Annotated in this window: 24 protein-coding genes and 2 other annotated features; of the genes, 21 read left to right on the top strand and 3 right to left on the bottom strand. The window is 38.4% G+C overall.

Annotated elements, in window-relative coordinates; genetic code table 11:
• Positions 1-12 precede the first annotated feature (12 nt).
• The 6 genes from hemC to JF53_RS00970 all read left to right on the top strand — a co-directional run bounded on the left by hemC (position 13) and on the right by JF53_RS00970 (position 6,346).
• On the top strand, positions 13-942 hold the full coding sequence (hemC, locus tag JF53_RS00995; protein WP_047981689.1) for a hydroxymethylbilane synthase: 930 nt from the start codon (positions 13-15) through the stop codon (positions 940-942).
• Positions 942-1,712: a uroporphyrinogen-III synthase gene (locus tag JF53_RS00990; RefSeq protein WP_047981690.1), complete on the top strand. Its 771-nt coding sequence runs from the start codon at positions 942-944 to the stop codon at positions 1,710-1,712. The genes hemC and JF53_RS00990 overlap by 1 nt, the downstream gene beginning before the upstream one ends.
• 5 nt (positions 1,713-1,717) lie before the next feature.
• Positions 1,718-2,704, top strand: a complete 987-nt coding sequence (gene hemB, locus JF53_RS00985) for a porphobilinogen synthase (RefSeq protein WP_047981691.1) — start codon at positions 1,718-1,720, stop codon at positions 2,702-2,704.
• A gap of 18 nt (positions 2,705-2,722) precedes the next feature.
• A complete protein-coding gene (hemL, locus tag JF53_RS00980; protein WP_047981692.1) occupies positions 2,723-4,012 on the top strand; it encodes a glutamate-1-semialdehyde 2,1-aminomutase in 1,290 nt (429 codons plus the stop codon).
• Between the two features lie 181 nt (positions 4,013-4,193).
• Complete coding sequence (gene spoVID, locus JF53_RS00975) at positions 4,194-5,192, top strand: stage VI sporulation protein D (RefSeq protein ID WP_047981693.1); 999 nt, start codon at positions 4,194-4,196, stop codon at positions 5,190-5,192.
• A gap of 140 nt (positions 5,193-5,332) precedes the next feature.
• Positions 5,333-6,346: a phosphotransferase gene (locus JF53_RS00970; RefSeq protein WP_047981694.1), complete on the top strand. Its 1,014-nt coding sequence runs from the start codon at positions 5,333-5,335 to the stop codon at positions 6,344-6,346.
• On the opposite strand, the gene JF53_RS00965 is transcribed toward JF53_RS00970, so the two are convergent.
• Positions 6,343-6,531 carry a hypothetical protein gene (locus tag JF53_RS00965; RefSeq protein WP_047981695.1) on the bottom strand — a complete coding sequence of 63 codons (189 nt, stop codon included), beginning with the start codon at positions 6,529-6,531 and terminating at the stop codon, positions 6,343-6,345. The two genes, JF53_RS00970 and JF53_RS00965, sit on opposite strands and share 4 nt — an antisense overlap.
• A 147-nt stretch (positions 6,532-6,678) precedes the next feature.
• Positions 6,679-6,911, top strand: a binding site (T-box leader).
• 46 nt (positions 6,912-6,957) lie between these two features.
• On the opposite strand from JF53_RS00965, the gene JF53_RS00960 reads away from it, so the two are divergent.
• The gene (locus JF53_RS00960; RefSeq protein WP_047981696.1) at positions 6,958-9,603 is read left to right on the top strand and encodes a valine--tRNA ligase; all 2,646 of its coding nucleotides are present in this window, start codon (positions 6,958-6,960) and stop codon (positions 9,601-9,603) included.
• Positions 9,604-9,636: 33 nt separating this feature from the next.
• Here JF53_RS00960 and JF53_RS00955 read toward each other — a convergent pair whose 3' ends face one another.
• Both JF53_RS00955 and JF53_RS00950 read right to left on the bottom strand, forming a co-directional pair.
• Positions 9,637-10,503, bottom strand: coding sequence for an ATP-grasp domain-containing protein (locus JF53_RS00955; protein WP_047981697.1), 867 nt, complete (start codon positions 10,501-10,503; stop codon positions 9,637-9,639).
• Entirely contained in the window at positions 10,493-11,401 is a 909-nt protein-coding gene (locus JF53_RS00950) for an ATP-grasp domain-containing protein (RefSeq protein WP_047981698.1), read from the bottom strand. Before JF53_RS00950 ends, JF53_RS00955 begins: the two co-directional genes overlap by 11 nt.
• A 69-nt stretch (positions 11,402-11,470) precedes the next feature.
• Between JF53_RS00950 and JF53_RS00945 the strand changes: the two genes are divergently transcribed.
• From JF53_RS00945 to JF53_RS00880, 14 genes are all read left to right on the top strand, one after another.
• On the top strand, positions 11,471-12,760 hold the full coding sequence (locus tag JF53_RS00945; protein WP_047981699.1) for a bifunctional folylpolyglutamate synthase/dihydrofolate synthase: 1,290 nt from the start codon (positions 11,471-11,473) through the stop codon (positions 12,758-12,760).
• A 140-nt stretch (positions 12,761-12,900) separates the two neighbouring features.
• Positions 12,901-13,812: an SPOR domain-containing protein gene (locus tag JF53_RS00940; protein ID WP_047981700.1), complete on the top strand. Its 912-nt coding sequence runs from the start codon at positions 12,901-12,903 to the stop codon at positions 13,810-13,812.
• Between the two features lie 179 nt (positions 13,813-13,991).
• Complete coding sequence (gene radC, locus JF53_RS00935) at positions 13,992-14,681, top strand: RadC family protein (protein WP_047981701.1); 690 nt, start codon at positions 13,992-13,994, stop codon at positions 14,679-14,681.
• Positions 14,682-14,921: 240 nt separating this feature from the next.
• On the top strand, positions 14,922-15,965 hold the full coding sequence (locus JF53_RS00930) for a rod shape-determining protein (protein ID WP_047981702.1): 1,044 nt from the start codon (positions 14,922-14,924) through the stop codon (positions 15,963-15,965).
• A gap of 12 nt (positions 15,966-15,977) precedes the next feature.
• The gene (gene mreC / locus JF53_RS00925; protein WP_047981703.1) at positions 15,978-16,841 is read left to right on the top strand and encodes a rod shape-determining protein MreC; all 864 of its coding nucleotides are present in this window, start codon (positions 15,978-15,980) and stop codon (positions 16,839-16,841) included.
• Positions 16,838-17,356 carry a rod shape-determining protein MreD gene (gene mreD / locus JF53_RS00920; RefSeq protein ID WP_047981704.1) on the top strand — a complete coding sequence of 173 codons (519 nt, stop codon included), beginning with the start codon at positions 16,838-16,840 and terminating at the stop codon, positions 17,354-17,356. The genes mreC and mreD overlap by 4 nt, the downstream gene beginning before the upstream one ends.
• A 79-nt stretch (positions 17,357-17,435) precedes the next feature.
• Entirely contained in the window at positions 17,436-18,128 is a 693-nt protein-coding gene (minC, locus tag JF53_RS00915) for a septum site-determining protein MinC (RefSeq protein ID WP_047981705.1), read from the top strand.
• Positions 18,121-18,918 carry a septum site-determining protein MinD gene (gene minD, locus JF53_RS00910; protein WP_047981706.1) on the top strand — a complete coding sequence of 266 codons (798 nt, stop codon included), beginning with the start codon at positions 18,121-18,123 and terminating at the stop codon, positions 18,916-18,918. The genes minC and minD overlap by 8 nt, the downstream gene beginning before the upstream one ends.
• A gap of 127 nt (positions 18,919-19,045) precedes the next feature.
• Positions 19,046-19,816, top strand: coding sequence for a M23 family metallopeptidase (locus JF53_RS00905; protein WP_047981707.1), 771 nt, complete (start codon positions 19,046-19,048; stop codon positions 19,814-19,816).
• A complete protein-coding gene (locus JF53_RS00900) occupies positions 19,806-20,672 on the top strand; it encodes a site-2 protease family protein (RefSeq protein WP_047981708.1) in 867 nt (288 codons plus the stop codon). The genes JF53_RS00905 and JF53_RS00900 overlap by 11 nt, the downstream gene beginning before the upstream one ends.
• Positions 20,673-20,725: 53 nt before the next feature.
• Positions 20,726-20,800: a sequence feature (ribosomal protein L21 leader region), on the top strand.
• Positions 20,801-20,814: 14 nt separating this feature from the next.
• Positions 20,815-21,120, top strand: coding sequence for a 50S ribosomal protein L21 (rplU, locus tag JF53_RS00895; RefSeq protein WP_047981709.1), 306 nt, complete (start codon positions 20,815-20,817; stop codon positions 21,118-21,120).
• Between the two features lie 14 nt (positions 21,121-21,134).
• Positions 21,135-21,464: a ribosomal-processing cysteine protease Prp gene (locus tag JF53_RS00890; protein ID WP_047981710.1), complete on the top strand. Its 330-nt coding sequence runs from the start codon at positions 21,135-21,137 to the stop codon at positions 21,462-21,464.
• Positions 21,465-21,477: 13 nt separating this feature from the next.
• A complete protein-coding gene (gene rpmA / locus JF53_RS00885; RefSeq protein ID WP_047981711.1) occupies positions 21,478-21,768 on the top strand; it encodes a 50S ribosomal protein L27 in 291 nt (96 codons plus the stop codon).
• A 120-nt stretch (positions 21,769-21,888) separates the two neighbouring features.
• Complete coding sequence (locus tag JF53_RS00880; RefSeq protein ID WP_053071937.1) at positions 21,889-22,425, top strand: Spo0B domain-containing protein; 537 nt, start codon at positions 21,889-21,891, stop codon at positions 22,423-22,425.
• The last annotated feature ends 15 nt before the right edge of the window (positions 22,426-22,440 follow it).

The raw sequence follows: 22,440 nt of genomic DNA, 5'->3' as shown, positions 1-22,440 counted from the left end.
GGACAAAAACAGATGCGGAAAATCATCGTTGGTTCTAGACAAAGTAATCTTGCACTCACCCAAACGAACTGGGTTATTAATGAATTAAAAAAAGCGGGAGTAAAGCATGAATTTGAAGTGAAAAAGATAGTCACAAAGGGAGACAGAATTCTTGATGTGACATTATCAAAAGTTGGTGGAAAGGGATTATTTGTAAAAGAAATTGAACAAGCTCTATATGATCAAGAAATTGACTTTGCTGTACATAGTATGAAGGATATGCCTGCTGAGCTTCCTGAAGGGCTGGTTATTTCCTCTATTCCGGTTAGGGAAGATCATCGTGATGCATTAATTTCAAAAGATAAGCTTATGCTTCAAGACTTGCCAGAAAACTCAATTGTTGGTACCAGTAGCTTGCGTCGTGCTGCTCAACTACTTGCTGTTAGACCTGACATTGAAATTAAATGGATTCGCGGAAATATTGAAACGCGAATTCGTAAGCTAGAGGAAGAAGCGTATGATGCGATTATTTTAGCAGTGTCTGGCTTAAAACGGGTTGGTCTTAGTGAAGATCTAATTACAGAATACTTAGAGCCTGAAGTGTGTGTTCCAGCAGTTGGACAAGGTGCTTTAGCCATTGAATGTCGTGAGGATGATGAAGAGGTTCGTGAGTTACTCGCTACGATTAATCATGCCTATACCACAAAAACAGTTACAGCAGAACGTACCTATTTACATTTATTAGAGGGTGGTTGTCAAATACCAATTGGTGGTTTTGCGCAACTAGAAAATGATGAAGTAGTCCTAACGGCTCTTGTTGGAACACCGGATGGTAAAACAATTATTAAAGAGGTTGTTCGTGGTACGGATCCAGTTGCGGTTGGTCGATTAGCGGCTGAAAAGTTATTGCAACAAGGTGCAAAAGAAATTGTGGAACAAGTTAAAGAGGAGCTAGAAAAGTAATGGAACTTCCATTAGCAGGGAAGAAGGTTCTGATTACAAGGGAACAACATCTTGCCAAGTCCTTTTCTGAAAAAGTTAATCAGTTAGGCGGTCAGGCAATAGAAGTACCTTTGCTAAAAATCACATGTGTGAATTCGGCAGAAAACGAAGACATCATGAAACAGCTTCACACTTTTAATTGGATCTTTTTTTCGAGTGTGAACGGTGTAGAATGCTTTTTCCGGTTCGTTACCGAGCAAATGGAAGAACTTAAAAATGTACGTTTTGCTGCTGTTGGAAGTAAAACTGCTGAGGCACTAGAACAATTTGGTCATCGTGCTGATTTTGTACCATCTGTATTTGATGGTCGAACCCTTGTGAAAGAATTTTTAGCATTGGATAACGAGATCGGTCATGTCTTATTAATCCAGGGTAATCGTTCCAGAAAGGAAATTTCGGATGGATTAACGGAAGCTGTTATTCCGTATCAGAAACTGGTTGTTTATGAGACGAAAGATAATGATAAAAACAGAACAACCTTAAATGAAGTCTTACGAACTACAAAACTGGACTTTATTACCTTTACAAGTCCTTCGTCAGTCGAGGCATTTAATCGAATGAAGACAGGAAATATCAATGTATCTCATGATACGACGTTCGTTTGTATCGGAAGAACAACAGAAGATCAAGCCAAGGAGCTTGGTTTCACCAATACGATCATACCACAAGACTATACGGTCGATGGTATGGTTACCATCATGTGCCAGATAACTAATGGAGAGAGGAACTGATAGAAATGGAAACGAATTTTGATTTTAAACGTCATCGTCGCTTACGCTCTTCGGCTTCAATGCGAGCAATGGTAAGAGAAAACCATCTACGTGTGGAGGATTTCATTTATCCGATGTTTGTACTAGAAGGGAATAACATAAAAAATGAAGTGCCTTCCATGCCTGGTGTCTTTCAGGTAACATTAGATCGTTTAGTGGAAGAAGTAAAAGAAGTTGTTGATCTTGGTATTAAATCAGTTATTTTATTTGGCGTTCCAAATGAGAAGGACGAAATCGGTTCTGGTGCTTTTATTGAAACAGGTATAGTACAGGAGGCAACACGGTTAATTAAACAAGAATATCCTGAACTATTGGTGGTGGCAGATACATGTCTTTGTGAGTATACGTCACACGGTCACTGTGGTGTTATTCATAATCACGATGTGGACAATGATGAATCATTAAAACTATTAGCAAAAACGGCTGTTGCTCAAGCTGAAGCTGGTGCCGACATTATTGCACCATCTAATATGATGGATGGATTTGTAACAGTAATTCGTCATGCGCTTGATGAGGCAGGCTTCACGAATATTCCAATTATGTCGTATGCGGTTAAATATTCGTCTGCATTCTATGGCCCATTCCGTGATGCAGCTGATAGTACACCACAATTTGGTGATCGTAAAACCTATCAAATGGATCCAGCTAATCGCTTAGAAGCACTTCGAGAAGCAGAATCAGATGTTGCAGAAGGTGCAGACTTTTTAATCGTTAAACCTGCTTTATCATACTTAGATATTGTTCGCGATGTTCGCAATAACTTCAATCTACCCGTTGTTGCTTATAATGTGAGTGGGGAATATTCCATGGTAAAAGCGGCAGCTCTTAATGGCTGGATTAATGAAAAAGAGCTCGTGCTAGAGAAGCTAACATCGATGAAGCGTGCAGGAGCAGACTTAATCATTACGTACTTTGCAAAAGATGTTGCTGTTTGGTTACAAGAAAGTCATTAAAAAGTGAGGTGTACTTGAATGAAAAGTTATCAACAATCAATTGATGCATATAAAGAAGCAGTTGATTTAATGCCTGGTGGGGTAAATTCTCCAGTTAGAGCGTTTAAAGCGGTAGGAATGGATCCAATTTTCATGGAAAGTGGAAAAGGTTCAAAGATTCGCGATATTGATGGGAATGAATACATTGACTATGTGTTAAGCTGGGGACCGTTAATTTTAGGTCATGCCGATGAACGTGTTGTTAACAAACTACACGAGGTTATCGAAAATGGGACGAGCTTCGGAGCGCCTACGCTATTAGAAAACAAGCTAGCAAAACTAGTAATTGAACGTGTTCCTTCGATAGAAGTAGTCCGTATGGTAAATTCCGGAACAGAGGCGACCATGAGTGCGTTACGCCTAGCGCGAGGTTATACTGGAAAAGACTTAATCCTGAAATTTGAAGGAAGCTACCACGGACATGGTGATTCCCTATTAATTAAAGCGGGGTCAGGTGTTGCTACATTAGGCTTACCTGATAGCCCAGGGGTCCCTAAGGCAATTGCCCAAAATACGATTACCGTTGCTTATAATGATCAAGAGGGTGTTCGCACCGCTTTTGAAAAGTATGGTGATAATATTGCAGCTGTAATTGCCGAACCTGTTTGTGGGAATATGGGTGTTGTACCACCGGTAAATGATTTCCTGCCATTCCTTAGAAAAATTACCGAAGAACATGGCTCATTACTAATTTTCGATGAGGTTATGACTGGATTCCGTGTAGGGTATCACTGTGCACAAGGCTATTATGGAATCACACCAGACTTAACATGCTTAGGTAAGGTTATTGGTGGTGGTCTACCTGTTGGTGCTTATGGTGGTAAGCGTGAGATTATGGAACAAGTAGCACCACAAGGACCAATTTATCAAGCAGGCACGCTTTCTGGTAATCCTCTAGCGATGACGGCAGGTTATGAGACATTACATGCGCTAACAGATGCTTCTTATGATGAAATTAACAAGAAAGTAGATCGTTTAGTGGAAGGGTATCAACAAGCTGCAAATGAATACGGTATTCCACTTCAAATTAATCGTGCAGGGTCAATGGTAGGTATCTTCTTTGCAGAAGAACCTGTTGTGAATTTTGCTACTGCCGCAGCTTCCAATCTAGAGCACTTTAAGCAGTATTACCGAACAATGGCGGAGGAAGGCATATTTTTACCTCCTTCTCAGTTTGAAGGGCTATTCCTATCTACCGCACATACAGAAGAAGATATTGAAAAAACAATAGAAGCAGCAAGAAAAGCTTTTGCTAAACTTGCTAACTAGTAAAGAAGGCTATTCCGTTTTGGAGTAGCCTTTTGCTTTTGTTAAAGACTAAAACTGGCTATTCACTTGAAATTTCTCGGTGGTAGTTTTCCTCCTGGAAGCATATCCTTCTTCGATAGCTCATATAGATAATTAAGAGATAAGAGCATATGGTATGTATGTGTTGAAGGGAGGAAGCTACTTGTCAAACGAACAATCTGTATTTCGTTTCGATTTAAATGAGTCACTTTATTTTGAGAAAGGGCAAGAAGTCGCAGAGATTATGGGAATCTCGCTTGATCCAGAGATTTCAATCCAAGAATTTAACGATTATATATCCATAAGAGGTGTAGTGGAATTACAAGGCTCGTATCAAAAGGCACAAACACTAGGCGATCTAGAGGCTGATAATTCTTATGTAGATGGCTATGAGTCAAAGCGGTATATGGAACGGGTCACGGATACACAATATGGCGGGGCAGAATTTATGCATCGCTTTCCTGTCGAAATAACCGTACCATCCTATCGTGTGAATGATGTAGATGAGGTAACAGTTTCGATTTCTGAATTTGATTATGAACTACCAGAGTCTAATCACTTGTATTTACGTTCTACGATTGAAATTTATGGGATTAATAATCAGGTGGAGGATCAAGCGGAATCAGGATCCGTAACTAGCGAGCAGCAAGAGGCGTTTACCAGAGGTTCAGACGATTCATTTGAATTTGAAGTAAAAAATAGTGAAGAATCTTCTCCCTATATAGAGGAGCCTGAAGCAGCACTGCCAAGCTTTCCGGTAGAAGAGCAGGTGGAAGAGACGGAAAGTGAACGCTGGAAATTCATGCAGCAATCACAGACCTTCGATGCATTTTTCAAAAAGCCTAAAGAACCAGCAGTAGAGGAATTAGTCGAAGAAGAAAATTTTGAGTCATCTAGCTTCGTTGAAGACGATGAAGATTTTAGTCTATCGGAAAGTAAGGATAGGAAAGAAGATGCAGATTTAACGTATTTAGCGGATATCTTTCAAGGTGGGGAGGAGCAATACACCAAGCTTAAGGTTCGTATTGTGCAAGAAAGAGATACGCTTGAAACATTGGCAGAACAATATGAAACCTCAACATTACAAATTCGCAACCAAAATCAATTAGAGGATGATGATCTTACAAAAGGACAATTACTCTACATTCCTGTAAAAAAGTAATCGTAGCACCTCGCATTTGCTAGCTATTAGTAATTTAATGTAGTAGCTAGTGACGACCTGCGAATAAAAGAAGTTTTGAACCCCTTGTCACTTTGCCAAGGGGTATATTATTGCAATCCATATTCTGGTGGTGAACGTAAATGGAAAATCTCCGAAAAGTCTTGGAAGCCTATCATATTTTCCCAGCTGAAATTAATCGAGTTACCGAACAATTGTATCGTGTTAAAGGCAATAAACAACTATATTCCGTAAAGAAAAGTGGGCTAACTGAAAAAACGATAACGAAATGGTTATCGACTTATCGAACAGCACAAGCACTAAATCTATTGCCAATTCTTCCTGTATATTTAAATCAAAAGGGGCAGCTTTTTACTGAAGAGGGTGGTGATTACTATTATGTAACACCTTGGATTGAATCAGATAACCGCTCCTTTTCGTATGAAACGTTTTTTCAAAGCTTAGGTTACGTACACGCAAAAACGAAACAACCACAGCGCATTTCAACGGAGAATCATGAACAAATACGAGAAAATTTTCTTGTGTACAAACAACGGATGGGTGATACGCGAAAAAATTTACTGCGACAGGTAGAGCGCTATGAACAGAAGCATTATATGGAACCGGTAGAGTTGTTAGTTTGTACGCAATATCGCGATTTGGTTCAAGTATTTTATTTGCTTGATCAACGCTTGGAAAGCTATTTGGAGCAGTTAACGGAAACAAATGATTGGAGAGTGTCCCTTTGTCACGGTAATTTAACACGTGAGCATGTACTGCAACATGATCAAACATATGTTATTAATTGGGAAAATGCTATTTTTCAACATCCGATCGTTGATTTGTCGTGTTTCCTTAGGGATAGTGCAGCTTGGTATGATACCCCTACAGAAGTTTTAATTGAAAAATTTAAGTTTTATTTAGAAGAGAATAAGCTTGGGAACCATGAGCTTAATTTACTTGCTATCTATTTATTAGATCCGTCAGTGTACATTCATTCGATTATGAATACCGAGCAACGGGACACTAATCGAATGGAGCATGTAATCGATGTCCAACGAGAGCATCGTAAGCTTTTATTTGGTATACGTTTTTCTCAGTATGTGGAATCTGAATTTGAATTCGTTTCATTTGATGAAAGTGAAAGCGAACGCTAAATCCATTTAAGATAAAATGAAATAAACAGAAAAGCAAAGCATAATGTTAGTAATACATCAAATGTAGTCGGAAAAATAATCGTACGTATTAATTGGAAAATCAAGAGTGGTAATGTAACGGATTCGGCAATATATAAGCATTTCCTCGCCCATGGTGGTAAACGATAGCGATAATACCGTGCCATAATGATCACCTCTAATCTATTTTTATCACGCATTCGTATGTTTCTAATACTATATGTATAAGACTAGGTGTTTTGTGCAATGATTCAATTAATAGTTGCTTTTATAAAGGAAATTGGCTAAAATATAAAAATAATAAACTAAATACTAAGAAGCAAGTGATAGGGAAGAGTACAGAATAGTTGCCTAACAAGAGAGGGAAACGGTTGGTGAGAGTTTTCTAGGTGAGCGTTTTGGAAGGTCGCCCTTAATGCAGTAGCTCTGAACGATTAGTAGGAGTTTGCCGGTTTACAGCCGTTATCAAGCAATGAGTGTACAAATATTTTTTTATATTTGTAAACAAAGGTGGTACCACGGAAATAATGCCCTTTTCGTCCTTTATTTAGGATGAAGAGGGCTTTTTTTATATTTTAGAGGAGGTTGATCGTATGCAGGAAAAAGATACTACTACATTACCACCAAAGTATGATCCCCAGGCAGTAGAGAAGGATCGCTATAAGTTTTGGTTAGACGGTAAATATTTTGAAGCCACAGGAGATCCAGAAAAGGAGCCATTCTCAATTGTTATCCCACCACCAAATGTAACTGGAAGACTACATCTTGGTCATGCATGGGATACGACAATGCAGGATACGATTTCTCGTATGAAGCGAATGCAGGGCTATGACGTATTATGGTTACCTGGAATGGACCATGCCGGCATTGCAACGCAAGCAAAGGTTGAAGCACGGTTAAAAGAAGAAGGTACGAACCGTTATGAATTAGGTCGAGAAAAATTCCTTGAAAAATCATGGGATTGGAAGGAAGAATATGCTGACTTCATTCGTTCACAGTGGGAGAAATTAGGGTTAGGCCTAGACTATTCTCGCGAGCGCTTTACGTTGGACGAAGGACTTTCGGATGCAGTTAAAGAAGTGTTTGTTTCGTTATATGAAAAAGGACTTATTTATCGTGGCGAATACATCATTAACTGGGATCCACAGACAAAAACAGCATTATCGGATATTGAAGTTATTTATAAGGAAGTAAGTGGGAACTTTTATCATATGAAATATCCGATAAAAGACAGTGATGAAACAATCGAAATTGCGACAACTCGTCCAGAGACGATGCTTGGTGATACTGCTGTTGCGGTACATCCGAAAGATGAGCGCTATGGCCATTTAGTTGGGAAGACAGTTGTATTACCAATCACAGGTCGTGAAATTCCGATTGTCGCTGATGATTATGTTGACCGTGAGTTCGGATCTGGAGCTGTAAAGATTACGCCGGCACATGACCCTAATGATTTTGAAATTGGAAATCGCCATAACTTAGCGCGTATTCTCGTTATGAACGAAGATGGTACGATGAATGATAATGCTGGGAAATATGAAGGCATGGATCGCTTTGAATGCCGTAAGCAAATCGTAAACGACCTTCAAGATATGGGTGTATTATTCAAAATCGAAGAGCATGTACATCAAGTTGGCCACTCGGAGCGTAGCGGTGCAGTTGTTGAACCGTATTTATCAACACAATGGTTTGTAAAAATGCAACCATTGGCTGATGAGGCATTAGCCATGCAACATACTGACGAGCGCATTAATTTCGTTCCGAAGCGATTCGAACAAACATACTTCAATTGGATGGAAAACATTCGCGATTGGTGTATAAGTCGTCAGCTATGGTGGGGTCACCGAATTCCTGCATGGTATCATAAAGAAACAAATGAACTCTATGTAGGAAAAGAAGCTCCAAGCGACATCGAGAACTGGGAGCAGGATGAAGATGTACTGGATACTTGGTTTTCTAGTGCACTATGGCCATTTTCAACTTTAGGTTGGCCGAATGAAGAATCAGAAGATCTGAAACGTTATTTCCCAACGGATGTATTAATAACGGGTTATGATATTATTTTCTTCTGGGTTGCTCGAATGATTTTCCAATCCAAGGAGTTTACCGGACAGCGCCCGTTCAAGGATGTTTTACTACATGGCTTAATTCGTGATGAACAAGGCCGTAAATTTAGTAAGTCACTTGGTAATGGTGTCGATCCAATGGATGTAATTGATAAGTATGGTGCCGATTCCCTGCGTTATTTCTTGTTAACTGGTTCATCACCAGGTCAGGATATGCGTTTCTACTGGGAAAAGGTAGAATCAACTTGGAACTTCGCTAATAAAATATGGAATGCATCACGCTTTTCGCTTATGAATATGGAAGGATTCACTTATGAAGATATTGATCTAACTGGCGAGCTTTCATTAGCCGATAAGTGGATATTAACAAGATTAAATGAAACGATTGAGCAAGTAACGAGAAATACAACGAAATATGAGTTTGGTGAGGCGGGTCGCCACCTACACAATTTCATCTGGGATGAACTATGTGACTGGTATATTGAGATGGCTAAGCTTCCGTTATATGGGGAAGATGATGCAGCGAAGAAAACAACTCGTTCTGTGTTAGCTTATGTACTTGATCAGACGATGCGCTTATTGCATCCGTACATGCCATTCATCACCGAAGAGATTTGGCAAAAGCTACCACATCAAGGGGAGTCCATCACAGTTGCAGCGTGGCCATCGGTACGTACGGACTTCCACGATGAACAAGCAGCGGAGGAGATGAAACGTCTTGTTTCAATCATCAAAGCTGTTCGTAACATTCGTGCGGAGGTGGACACACCAATGTCGAAGCAGGTTAGCTTATTAATTCAAGCAAGCGATGAAACAATTGCCAAGGAGCTTGAAGCGAATCGCGGTTATATCGAACGGTTCTGTAACCCAAGCGAATTAGTAATTGCAACAAATCTCACTGCGCCGGAGAAGGCGATGACCGCTGTGGTTACTGGTGCGGAAATCTTCTTACCATTAGAAGGGCTAATTGATTTTGATAAAGAAATCGCTCGTTTGGAAAAAGAACTTGATAAATGGACGAACGAAGTAGAACGCGTTGAGAAGAAACTTTCGAATCAAGGCTTTATCGCAAAAGCTCCTGAAGCAGTAGTAGAAGAAGAAAAGAGTAAGCAGAAAGACTACTTGGATAAGCAGGCTAAGGTTAAGGCACGTTTAGAAGAGTTAAAAGGCTAGTAATAAATAGGGGATTCATGAGGTAAATAAAACTCATGAATCCCTTTCTAGCTTTTCAACAATATGGGTTATATAGTCTGCTAAAATATTTACATTACTAACAGCACTTAGTGTTCTTGATCCAACAACATCTTCAATTTCATTAAATAGTAGCTGACCTTCATGTCCAATTAAAAAGTCGATTCCAACCATGCCAAAATCAAAATGCTGAATTATTTTATGGATGAGCTGTTGTTCCTCATGACTCAACTCATACAGCTTAGCAGAACCACCTAATGTATAATTTGCACGAAAGTCTTGATTACTTTCACGTAAAACCGCTCCAACAATTCTGTTTCCGACTACGAAAACACGTAAATCCTTTCCTAACTGTACATCGGTTGACTGTATGACATATTCACCTGGCGTAGGCTGTTTTATGAAAGCATCCCACTGTTCTACACACTCGACATAGTAGACTTGCTTCCCACCTCTACCAGCTACTTCTTTGATTACGAATGGGAGAGGTATTGGGATTGTGCTTGGTAAGTTCTCCTGCTTTATAAAAAGCGTATCTACCATTGGAATTCCAAGTTTGGCTACTTCAAAATAAGTTCTTCCTTTATGATTACAGATTTCCGCTACGCTTGAATTGTTAAATACGTTGATACCTAATTGCTCAAGCTGGTAGCTTAGTAATGGCTCAATGGTACGAATAACGGCAAAATCAGGCAGCTTTGTCAGTTTCTGCTCGTATAACAAGCTGTGTTTGTGGTGAATAATTCCCACATGAAGCTGTTCACGGAGAATTAATGTTAATTGAATAGCTTGTTTAGCTGCTTCCTCTATAAACCAGCTTATGTAGGCTTGGTTCTCATGTGCATCACGCTTACTATATATTAACCAACCACTATATTTCATTAGAATCCCTCTTTGCAAGTGTTGTTAAGATATGGTTGATAATTGCGTCCGCTGCGTTGACCCCTGTACAATCGTATAGATTGCGAATATGCGCATTCGAGTTTATTTCACAAATTAAAAAGCTACCATCAGGGCCGAACAATAAATCAACGCCACAGAAGTCTGCACCAATAGCTTTAGCTGCTGCAATGGCTAGTTTTTTTACATGTTCAGCTGGCTCATAGGCTTCCATTGTACCACCGGCTGTAACATTTGCCCGAAAGTCATTAGCTGCTGTTCGTTTCATCGCAGCAACGACCTGATCGCCAACGACCTGTAGCCGTAAATCTTTTCCTTCACTTGTAGCAATAAATTGTTGGAACATAAAAGGCTTCCCGTACAATGCTGTTACTTTTTCTAGTAATTCTTCTTTAGTGGATACGAGGTAAACTTGTTCGCCAAATGATCCAAACGCTTCTTTTATAATCATTGGAAGCCCTAATCTAGCAATAATAGCATCCAGATCTGGTAGTTTTTTTTCCTCGCGATGATAAAATACCTTAGGTGAAACAATTGTTTCTGGTATCGGTAACTGATGCTTGGCTAGCACTTGATAGGTTGCAATTTTGTCATCGCTTGTTTCAATGACGTGTGCGGTATTGAAAACTGGTATACCTAATAGCTCTAACTGCTTTGCTAAATAGATATCTTTATCTGTAAACACAACATAGTCAGGTAGAACGTGATCGGTAATCACTCGCAATTCTCCATTGATAAAATTAGCTAGGACGTCATTGTTTTTTACAATGGTTGTTTGTGAGCCCAACGCTTGAGCAGCTACCTGTAACATTGAGGCAAAATCTAGAAACTTTGTTCCTGGTAGATTGCCATTATAGATAATCCATCCGTATTTCTCCAATTGATGATTTCCTTTCTGTATATGCTATACTAATTTCTAATAGTTTGTTAAAAGATGGTGATGATATATATGTTGCAAAGTATCAAACAAGTAGAGGATTATTTTAAACGCCGTAGCAATCTAGGGATAAAACCTGGATTAGAGCGAATGAATCAATTACTAGCTTCACAACATAATCCGGAAACGAAATGTAAAACGATTCATATTGCTGGGACGAATGGAAAAGGCTCCACACTTACCTTTTTAAAACAAGCTCTTATTGCAAATGACTTGCGGGTTGGTGTTTTTACTTCTCCTAGTTTAACGGGATTAACTGGCCATATTTGGCTGAATAACGAACCAATTAGTGAGGAAGCTTTTTTAGCCTTGTTTAATCAATTAATTCCGGTTATTACACAGCTAGATGAAAACCACATGCATCCCACCGAATTTGAAATAATAACGGTGATTGCTTTTATGTATTTCCGTGATACAGTTGATATTGCATTAATTGAAGCTGGCATGGGTGGTCGAGAAGATACAACTAATTGTATCCAACCTATTTTATCTATTATAACAAATATTGCAATGGATCACGCGTATTTTTTAGGGGATACATTAGAGAAAATCGCATATCAAAAAGCGGGGATTGTAAAAGCTAATGTACCGACAGTGGTAGGAAATATAAATCCAGTCTGTTTGCCGGTTATCATGCAAGAAGCACAGGAGAAAGACTCGATTGTCTATCAGCTTAATGAGCATTATGAGGCGAAGGATGTCCGTACTACTATGGATGGTCAGATGTTTCGTTGGCGTTTTAATGAAAGAGCAATGGAGATAGCCATAAAAATGCAAGGAAGGCACCAAGTCGAAAATGCTTCAACTGCTGTGATGGCACTGACTTTAATGGAAATGAATGGATTCCAATTCAGCTGGGAGCGTGCTTTAGCTGGGATTCGTACTGCACAAGTAATCGGGAGGTTTGAGAGAATACATGAATCACCTACTATCATTTTAGATGGGGCACACAACCCGCATGGAATGGAAGCATTTGTTAAAACGGTAGTCGATGTATACGATAATTCGAGGAAACATCTTATTTTCGCAGGCTTTCGTGATAAAGAATTAGAAAAGATGCTAGCACTGGCGTTGCCTTATTTTAATTCTATAACGGTAACTAGCTTTGATCATCCAAGAGCGATGGATACAGAGGAATTGAATAGGTTGGTATCCACAGAAAAGCTGAAGGAATCGTTAGACTGGAGAAAGACACTTGCAGCTATCTTGCAGCACCATGACGATATGGACTGCTATTTTGTTGCAGGATCCTTACACTTTATTGGAGAGGTGCGAGCTTTTCTAAAAGAATATAATACATAATTCGGTAGCTGAGCGTTCAAAGTTTATCGCAGTTTATGTTGAAATAAAGTGTTTTGTGTTAGACAATATTCGCCTTACTTTTCATAGATTATGTGCTAGAGTGAAACAAATTACGCTAGCAAAGTGAGGGAACAGAAAATATGTCTATCAAAAAACCAATCGTTGTCCGAATAGATGGAAAGAAGGCATCCTACAATAGAAGTGCAATCGATACAAGTAACCCTGAGAAAATTACTGCACACCGTGAAGTAGCTGCTGCAGAGGAAACTAGTGATACGATGATTCACACCTTTGCTAGAGACTATGAACAGGATTATACGAATACGAAAACACAAGCAAAGCTAACGATGTTTAAACCAATTATTATTGCAATTATTTCCGCCATTATGATTGGTTCCATCATGGGAATCATGATGTTGAAGCTAATGGTAAACTTTGATAACAATACGAGCTCTAATGCTATGATTATTCCTGCAAATGGTGAACGAGATACCGCTAATGAAAATGGGGAAAGTCAACCTGAGTCATCAACAAATGCTTTTTCGTTAGAAGCTATGAGTGCCTTTGTGTTGCAGGGTGGTGTGTTTTCTGATTCAGTAAATGCTGAATCAGAGTCTGCAAAATTCACTGATGCAGGGTATACACCAATTATATGGGAGAAAGATAATCAATTTTTCCTACTAGTTGGAGTTGCTTCTACGAAAGAAGCCGTCCTGCATATTGCGAGTGAGCTACAAGAATTAGGAATTGATGTTTATGCGAAGGAATGGCGAGTGGAACAGGGAGAAGTGGATATTTCTAAGGAGGAGTTTGATTGGTTAACTTCTTTCCAACAACTCTGGACAGAATCGCTTTCTAGTAGTCATGTAGAATCCCTAGAGGCTGATTGGAAGCAATTACTGGAACGTGCACCTTCTGATTCTGATAAATTAGCAACATTGATTACGAATTTGGATGGTTTGCAAGCAGATTTAATGGAGGCACAAGAACAAGATTTCCAGCATATCTGGTTGGCAATGTGGAAGGAATATGAAGCATATTTGCAAGAATAACGGATGAATACGTAAAAATAACTTTTTTTCTGATAAGCAGTAGTTGAAAATGAAAATTCATTACTGCTTTTTATTATTTTAGTATATGTGCTAGTGGGTAAATTGCAATTTTATGTAGTTGTATCAAAAGTTTATCTCGACTATGCTAAAGAAAAACATAGTGTAGGGAGGATAAATCCATGGATACGACATCGATTATGATAAAGGATGTTCCAAAAGAAGATCGTCCTAGAGAGCGATTGCTAAATTTAGGTGCAAGTCATCTATCGAATCAAGAATTACTAGCGATTCTATTAGGTAGTGGAACAAAAGAGGAATCGGTTATGACATTAGCAAATCGATTATTGATGCATTTTGAAGGCTTGAAGCTATTGAAGGATGCAACCATCGAAGAACTAACAGCCATTAAAGGAATAGGTAGTGCGAAAGGAGTATTAATTCTTTCTGCTTTAGAAATAGGGAAACGATTAAGTGAATACAGGCCAAATGAACGATATGTTATCCGATCTCCAGAGGATGGTGCGGATTATATTATGGAAGAATTAAGAAATCTAAATCAAGAGCATTTCGTTGCTTTATTTTTAAATACGAAAAATCAAATTATCCACCGGCAAACCATCTTTATCGGGAGCCTTAATGCATCCATTGTTCACCCGAGAGAAGTATTTCGGGAAGCTGTCAAGCGCTCTGCCGCCTCTATCATTGTTGCTCATAATCATCCTTCTGGCGACCCCACTCCTTCACAAGAAGACATTCATGTTACGAAAAGATTAGCCGAATCAGGGAAAATGATTGGCATAGAGTTACTAGATCATCTCGTCATTGGTGACCGTAAGTTTGTATCCTTAAAAGAAAAAGGCTACTTATAGCACTATCAATTTTTGACTTTTTTTCGTATAATTGAATAGATGGATTGAATAGCGCCATTTTCGTACGATATTGAAAGTGGCGCTTCTTAGGATTGGAATGAAGTTATCCTTCCATACATAACATAATTTCAAGATGGACTTCGTTCGTATAGCTAACGAAAGTTCATGTAGGATAAAAACGTGCAAGTTAGTCATGCTACAGATAAAGACAACCACATGACATAGGAGAGGGAGATAGTATTGGGTATTTTTGGATTTACTCAGGATTTAGGTATTGATTTAGGTACGGCTAATACACTTGTGTTTATAAAAGGAAAAGGCGTTGTAGTACGAGAACCATCCGTAGTAGCGAGAAATATTGAGACAGGGGAAATTGAAGCGGTTGGAAGTTCTGCTAAAAATATGATCGGTAGAAGTCCTGGAAATATTTCTGTCATTAGACCAATGAAAGATGGTGTAATTGCGGATTATGATACGACTGCAGTTATGATGAAATATTATATTAAACGTGCAATGCGGAATCGCTCGTTTTTTGCCAAGAAACCAAATGTTATGATTTGTGTTCCGTCCGGCATTACAATGGTCGAGGAACGTGCAGTAATTGATGCTTCCAAGCAAGCTGGTGCCAAAGAGGCGTTTCCCATTGCGGAACCTTTTGCAGCAGCGATTGGTGCTGGATTACCAGTATGGGAGCCAACTGGAAGTATGATTGTCGATATTGGTGGTGGAACGACTGAGGTTGCGGTTATTTCACTAGGCGGTATTGTAACAAGTGAATCCATCCGAATTGCAGGCGATGATATGGATGAAGCAATTGCTCAATATATCCGAAAAAATTATAATCTAATGATTGGCGAACGATCTGCAGAGCAAATTAAAATGGAAATTGGTTCTGCGGGTGGCGATAATTTAGAAGCGGAATCAATGGATATTCGTGGAAGAGATTTACTGACTGGATTACCAAAGACTATTACGATTAATGGGTTAGAAATCGCAAATGCGCTTCGAGATACCGTAATTGCAATCATTGATGCGGTTAAAAATACACTTGAGAAGACACCGCCTGAATTAGCAGCGGATATTATGGACCGGGGAATTGTGTTGTCTGGCGGTGGCTCATTGCTTCGTAACTTAGACCACATCATTAGTGAAGAGACAAAAATGCCAGTGTTTGTAACAGATAACCCATTAGATAGTGTTGTAATTGGTACAGGAAAATCACTTGATTATATCCAGCATTTCAAATCCCAACCCAATGTTGCCACACGTCCAACGGTAGAATAAGTAGGTGTCTTGATGTCATTGTTTCGAAAAAAAAGATTATTTACCATACTCATAGGAATTATCGTACTTGTCGTTTTAATAGGGTTCTCACTAAAAGACCGTACGAATCTCACAACTGGTGAGCAATTTATTAGTGATACGGTTGGCTGGATGCAAAATGTGCTATCAGCGCCAATTAAGGGAGTGACCAATATCATCAACAATGTTGATGATATAAAAAATACGTACAATGAAAACCAATTATTACGTGAAAAAATAGCGCAGTACAAAGGGTTAATTTATGAAGTACAAGAAATCAAAGAAGAAAATAAAGAGTTACGAGAATTAGTTGATAAGGAAGACTCTATTCGATCGTATAATCCAATACATGCTACAGTGACGGCAAGATCGCCAGAGCGATGGATAGATCAAGTTACCATTAATAAAGGGTCTATTGCGGGAGTTAAACCGAATATGGCGGTAATCACTGCAGCTGGAATGGTAGGTAAAATACAAAGTGTTTCCAAATTAACATCGACTGTTCAATTATTGACAGGATTTGATCAATTTAACCGAATTTCAGCAACAATCTCACGTGAAGAGGGTAATGATATATTTGGATTGATTGAAGAGTATGATGCCGATACCAATTCGCTCTTATTTAAAATTATCGAAGAATCGGATCAAGATTTAGAAGAGGGCGAGCTTGTTGTATCCTCCGGAATGGGTGGCGTTTTTCCAGCAGGACTTCCTATTGGAACTGTTAAAGAAGTCATCCCAGATCAGTATGGATTAACAAGAACAGCATTAATAAAGCCTGCAGCTAATATGTATGAACTAAATAATGTAGTCGTTGTAGATCGGATATTGGAAGGTGAAGAGGGGGATGAGGAATGAGACGTTTGTTCCTACCCCTTATTCTTCTACTTTTAGTTGTGATGGAAGGCATTGCTTTGGATATTCTCCCAAGCTCATTAATTGATGGGGATTTAATGATAACCCCGCATTGGGTGCTCATGTTCCTTATCCTTGTAACGATTTTCTATGATCGTGATAATACGTATCATTCGATAATATATGCGGGTGTTTTTGGCTTGTTAATCGATGTTGTATATACTGGTGTCCTTGGTGTATACATGTTTACCTATTGTGTTGTTATCTATTTTATCCATGGTCTGCGAAATATGTTGCATAGTAATATTTATACTGTTCTATTATTTGGTATAATAGGGATAACAGTTGCTGAAGTAATAATTAATACGATTTATTTCGTAGTTGGTATTATGGATGCTACATGGATTGATTATCTTATGGATCGTTTAATACCATCCATATTAGCAAATTCGTTATTCATCTTACTTTTATATCCATTATTAGCAAAGCGACTTGCTAAATGGAATAATCAGTTTTGATAGTAGATAGACACACACAATATGCAAAACTTAAAAACCCTAACACTGCATAAATAGAAGTACGAATGAGGTGAAACATTTGCAAGAAACAAAGCAAAATCAATATGTAACCATTAAGGGGACACGAGATGGACTAACACTTTTTATCGATGATCGTTGTTCATTTGAAGATGCGTGTAGGGAGTTACAAGAGAAATTAACTGTCAATCGTCCGCAAAAAGATGAACCAGTTGTCAAGGTAACCGTAAAACTTGGCAATCGGTTCTTATATGATGATCAAAAGGAACAATTAGAAACGATTATTACGAGTGAAAACCCGTTTACCGTACAATCACTTGAATCAAATGTCATTTTAAAAGATGATGCACTTGCCATGTTAGAGGATGCCGATGTGAAAGTAATGAATCGTATCGTTCGCTCTGGACAAGTTCTTGAGGTAACAGGGGACATACTGTTAATTGGCGATGTTAATCCCGGTGGAAAGGTAGTTTCAACAGGAAACATCTATATCATGGGTAGTTTACATGGCATTGCACATGCTGGCTCGAATGGTGATAAAAATGCGATTATTACAGCTTCCTATATGAATCCTAGTCAGCTCCGTATAGCAGATTATATTAGTCGTGCTCCGGACTATGAATCAGATGGTGTGTATATGGAATGTGGTCTAATTGATACGACGAAAGATAAAATTATAATTGATAGATTACAAGCTTTAACACATAGACGTAAAAAGTTAAATGGATTTGAAAGGAGAATAATCAATGGGTGAAGCAATAGTAATAACATCTGGTAAAGGTGGAGTTGGTAAAACGACTACTACAGCTAATATAGGAACAGCTCTTGCATTAATGGGTAAGAAGGTTTGTTTAATCGATACAGATATCGGATTACGTAACCTTGATGTTGTCATGGGGCTTGAAAATCGTATTGTGTATGATATTGTGGATGTTGTTCAAGGGAGATGCAAGCTAAAGCAGGCATTGATTAAGGATAAGCGTTTTGATTATTTATCGTTATTACCAGCTGCACAAACAAGTGATAAATCTGCCGTAACACCTGAGGGAATGCGTGAGATTATTAAAGAGCTGAAAACAGAATATGATTACATAATCATCGATTGTCCTGCTGGAATTGAGCAAGGTTATCAGAATGCGGTGGCAGGTGCCGATAGGGCAATAGTGGTTACGACACCCGAAAAATCTAGTGTTCGTGATGCCGATCGTATCATTGGTTTACTAGAGAAGGAGGACATGGAGCCACCTAGTCTTGTGATAAATCGTATTCGGAAGCATATGATGAAAAATGGTGATATGCTAGATATTGATGAAATTGTACAGATATTATCTATCGATTTAATTGGTATTGTTTTAGATGATGATGAAGTTATAAAAGCATCGAACCATGGAGAGCCTGTTGCTTTTCAACCAAATACAAAAGCTTCCATTGCATACAGAAATATCGCCCGTAGAATTCTTGGTGAATCTGTTCCATTACAATCATTGGACGATGAATCTGGTATGTTCCAAAAGGTCAAAAAATTCTTCGGAATTCGTGCATAGATAGACTAAAAAGGTGAACTGAAGGTATTTTAGTTCATCTTTTTTCTATTTATAGGGTTGTCTATCATATCTTTCTTCATTCTTTCATACACTTGTACAAAAGAATAATGAAGGAATGTGAGGACTAATGAAGAAAGAAATTAAGGATGTACGCAAGTCGATAACGAATCGAAAAAAATCTCGAGGATTACCAGTTCATGCAAAAAGAAATACACTGAATACAATGTTACCTTCTTTGCCTCAAGATGAAGAAAAACATGGATTCTATCCTAATTTTCTTGATGCTTCTACCTCAAATTATAAAAGCAGTAATATGATTACAGGTATTATTTTAAAAGGAACTGTTTCGGTCTTACTATTCTTTGCCGTAGCTATTTTATGGCAAAATGATGCGAGTTTTTTAGAGGCGCCTAAAGAATGGACAAGTACGGCATTAACAGAAGAATTCCCATTTGCTAGTGTCTACCAGTGGTATCAGGATGCCCTCGGTGAGCCGCTTGCCTTTTCGCCTGAACGAAAGGAAGCTACAGATGAAGAAACAACGCTTGCACTTCCTGTTTCTGGAAATGTAATTGAAACCTTTCAGGCAAATGGTACAGGGATAATGATCGCACCGACAGAAACAACTTCAGTTGCTGCGCTTAACGAAGGTATAGTTGTATTTGCTGGGAATGATCGAAACTCGAAGAAAACAGTTGTAATCCAGCATCCTGATGGATCAACCTCGACATATGGTTTTTTAAGTTCAATTGATGTTCATTTATATCAAATAATTACAGCTCATCAACGAATTGGGGAATTCACGCCAACAGAAGAAAATGAAATGGTATTTTTTGCAATTGAGAAGGATAATGAATATATCGATCCGGTACAAGTGATAGAAGTTGATGAAAATTAAAAAGTTACTCCCACCAATACATATCCATCCAATCTTGATTATCTTTATCATCATTTCCGTGCTTACCGGTACATTTGTAGAGATGCTAGTGATTCTGTCAATCGTTTTATTCCATGAACTTGGACATTATCTTGCAGCGGCTTATTTTAAGTGGCGTGTTAGGCAAGTGATGCTGTGGGTTTTTGGTGGTGTCATGGATACAGATGAGTTTGGGAACAAACCATTTCACGAAGAAATCATTGTAACCATAGCGGGACCGTTTCAGCATGTGATTATTTATTTCATCGTCTACATAGGATCAATTAGTTCCTTCATTCCAGAGTCTCTGGTGGAATTAATATTACTGTATAACACATCTATTTTAATATTTAATCTATTACCGATTTGGCCGCTGGACGGTGGAAAACTGTTGTTTTTTTTGTTATCAATTAACTTACCATATCAAAAGGCATATCATAGTATCGTGCTGTTCTCCATGATATTTGCCGTTACCTTAATCCTTTTACAGCTACTTTTATATCCCTTTACGTTAAGTGTTTTTCTAATTTTAGTCTTTTTACTAATTGAAAATCGTTCGGAATGGAACAAGCGCCATTATGTCTTTATACGTTTTTTACTAAATCGGTATAATGGAGATGCACAAATAAAGTCCATAAACCCATTAACGGTTTCGCATCAAACCCCATTAATGGCGGTGTTTTCTCAATTTAGAAGGGACAAGAGGCATCCTATATATGTTCGAATGCCGGATGCGTCACGGCTTTCAATAGATGAGAATGATTGTTTGCGAAGCTATTTTTTTGATAAACAGTTTGATAAATCAATTGGTGAAATTGCAACTTCTGTTATTACATGAACTTGACAAACTAGTATCTGCATGATAACATTTGTATGTTATTCATCGTAGCACCCGTGCTACAACCGCACAGAACAGGTTTTGAAACTCTTCTTTAGAGTACCTGTATGGCGAGTCTGAGTATATTAAGGAGGTGCAAGTTATGTACGCTATTATCGAAACAGGCGGTAAGCAAATTAAAGTTGAAGAAGGCCAAGTAGTTTACGTTGAAAAAGTTGCAGCAGACGTGAACGAAACTGTTACTTTTGACAAGGTTCTTTTCGTAGGTGGAGAAAACGTTAAAGTTGGTTCTCCATATGTTGATGGTGCTACAGTAACGGCTAAAGTTGAAAAACATGGTCGTCAAAAGAAAGTTACTGTATTCAAATTCAAACCTAAGAAAAACTATCATAAGAAGCAAGGTCATCGTCAACCTTACACAAAACTTGTAATTGAAAAAATTAACTAATAAGGGTTTGTTCCATGATACATGTCACTGTATATCGAGATAATAATCAAATAAAGTCCTTTGAGTTATCTGGACATGCAGAAAGTGGACCATATGGATACGACTTAGTTTGTGCAGGTGTATCCGCAGTTTCCTTTGGTGCAGTGAATGCTGTTTCTGAACTGACGGGTATTGACCTAGACATTGAACAAGGCGCAAATGGTGGTTACCTTTGTGCAACAATTCCTGACTCTATTGCTCCAGCAGTAATGGAAAAGGTACAGCTCTTACTTAAGGGCATGATTGTATCACTAGAAACAATTGAACGTGACTATAATCAATTTATAACAATACAAAGTAAATAAGGAGGTGTGCTGAATGCTACGTCTAGATTTACAGTTTTTTGCATCTAAAAAAGGTGTAGGTAGTACAAAAAACGGTCGTGATTCTGAATCAAAACGTCTTGGCGCGAAACGTGCTGACGGTCAGTTCGTTACAGGTGGATCTATTTTATATCGTCAACGCGGTACAAAAATCTATCCAGGTGAAAACGTAGGCCGTGGTGGTGATGACACACTTTTTGCTAAAATCGATGGTGTTGTGAAGTTCGAACGCTTTGGTCGTGACCGCAAAAAAGTTAGTGTATATCCAGTTGCTCAAGAAGCATAATAATTGGCTATGACTAAAAGCTCCAACTAGTAGATGGTTGGAGCTTTTTTATTACGATAAGATTATTGGCATTTCATGATCTTGTTGTTTTTGCTATAATGCTACCTACGGGGGGATAGTATGGATGCGAAGGAAGTTATTCAGTTATTACGATTACAGCGACATGATTTAATGAATGAGTTGCAGATTGTTCATGGATATTTAAGTATGGGCAAGACGGAAAAAGTAAATGCAAAAGTGGAGGAAATTATTGCGGCATTTAGTCGAGAAAGACTGTTGATGAATAGTAACTGCCCAAATTTCGCTTTATGGCTAATGCAAGTAAATTGGCTTCATAATAACATACGTTTTACATACGATATACATACAACGAATCGAAATTTAGCGGCTTATGATATGACATTAACAACTTATGGGAATGCGCTAATCGAATCCATTGCAGACGTTGTGCAGAACGATTTGGAAGTAGTTGAAGGTAATATTCAGCTAGTCGTAAAGGAAGCTACAATCGAATTAATAACTAGTCTTCCGGGACGTACTATTGATTATGAAGCATTAAAAAAAATAATTCAAAATAATATCGATCATGTTAATGGGGCGATCGACGTAAATGAATCGGATTCAGAAATAATTTGTACGTTTTCGATTCCTGCCTGAATAGAAGAGGTGAGT

It is taken from the genome of Ornithinibacillus contaminans, from assembly GCF_001038425.2.
In the GTDB taxonomy this organism is placed as follows: domain Bacteria; phylum Bacillota; class Bacilli; order Bacillales; family Amphibacillaceae; genus Ornithinibacillus; species Ornithinibacillus contaminans.
The sequence above is the reverse complement of the archived record's forward strand: the minus strand, read 5'-3'. Positions and strand labels throughout refer to the sequence as shown.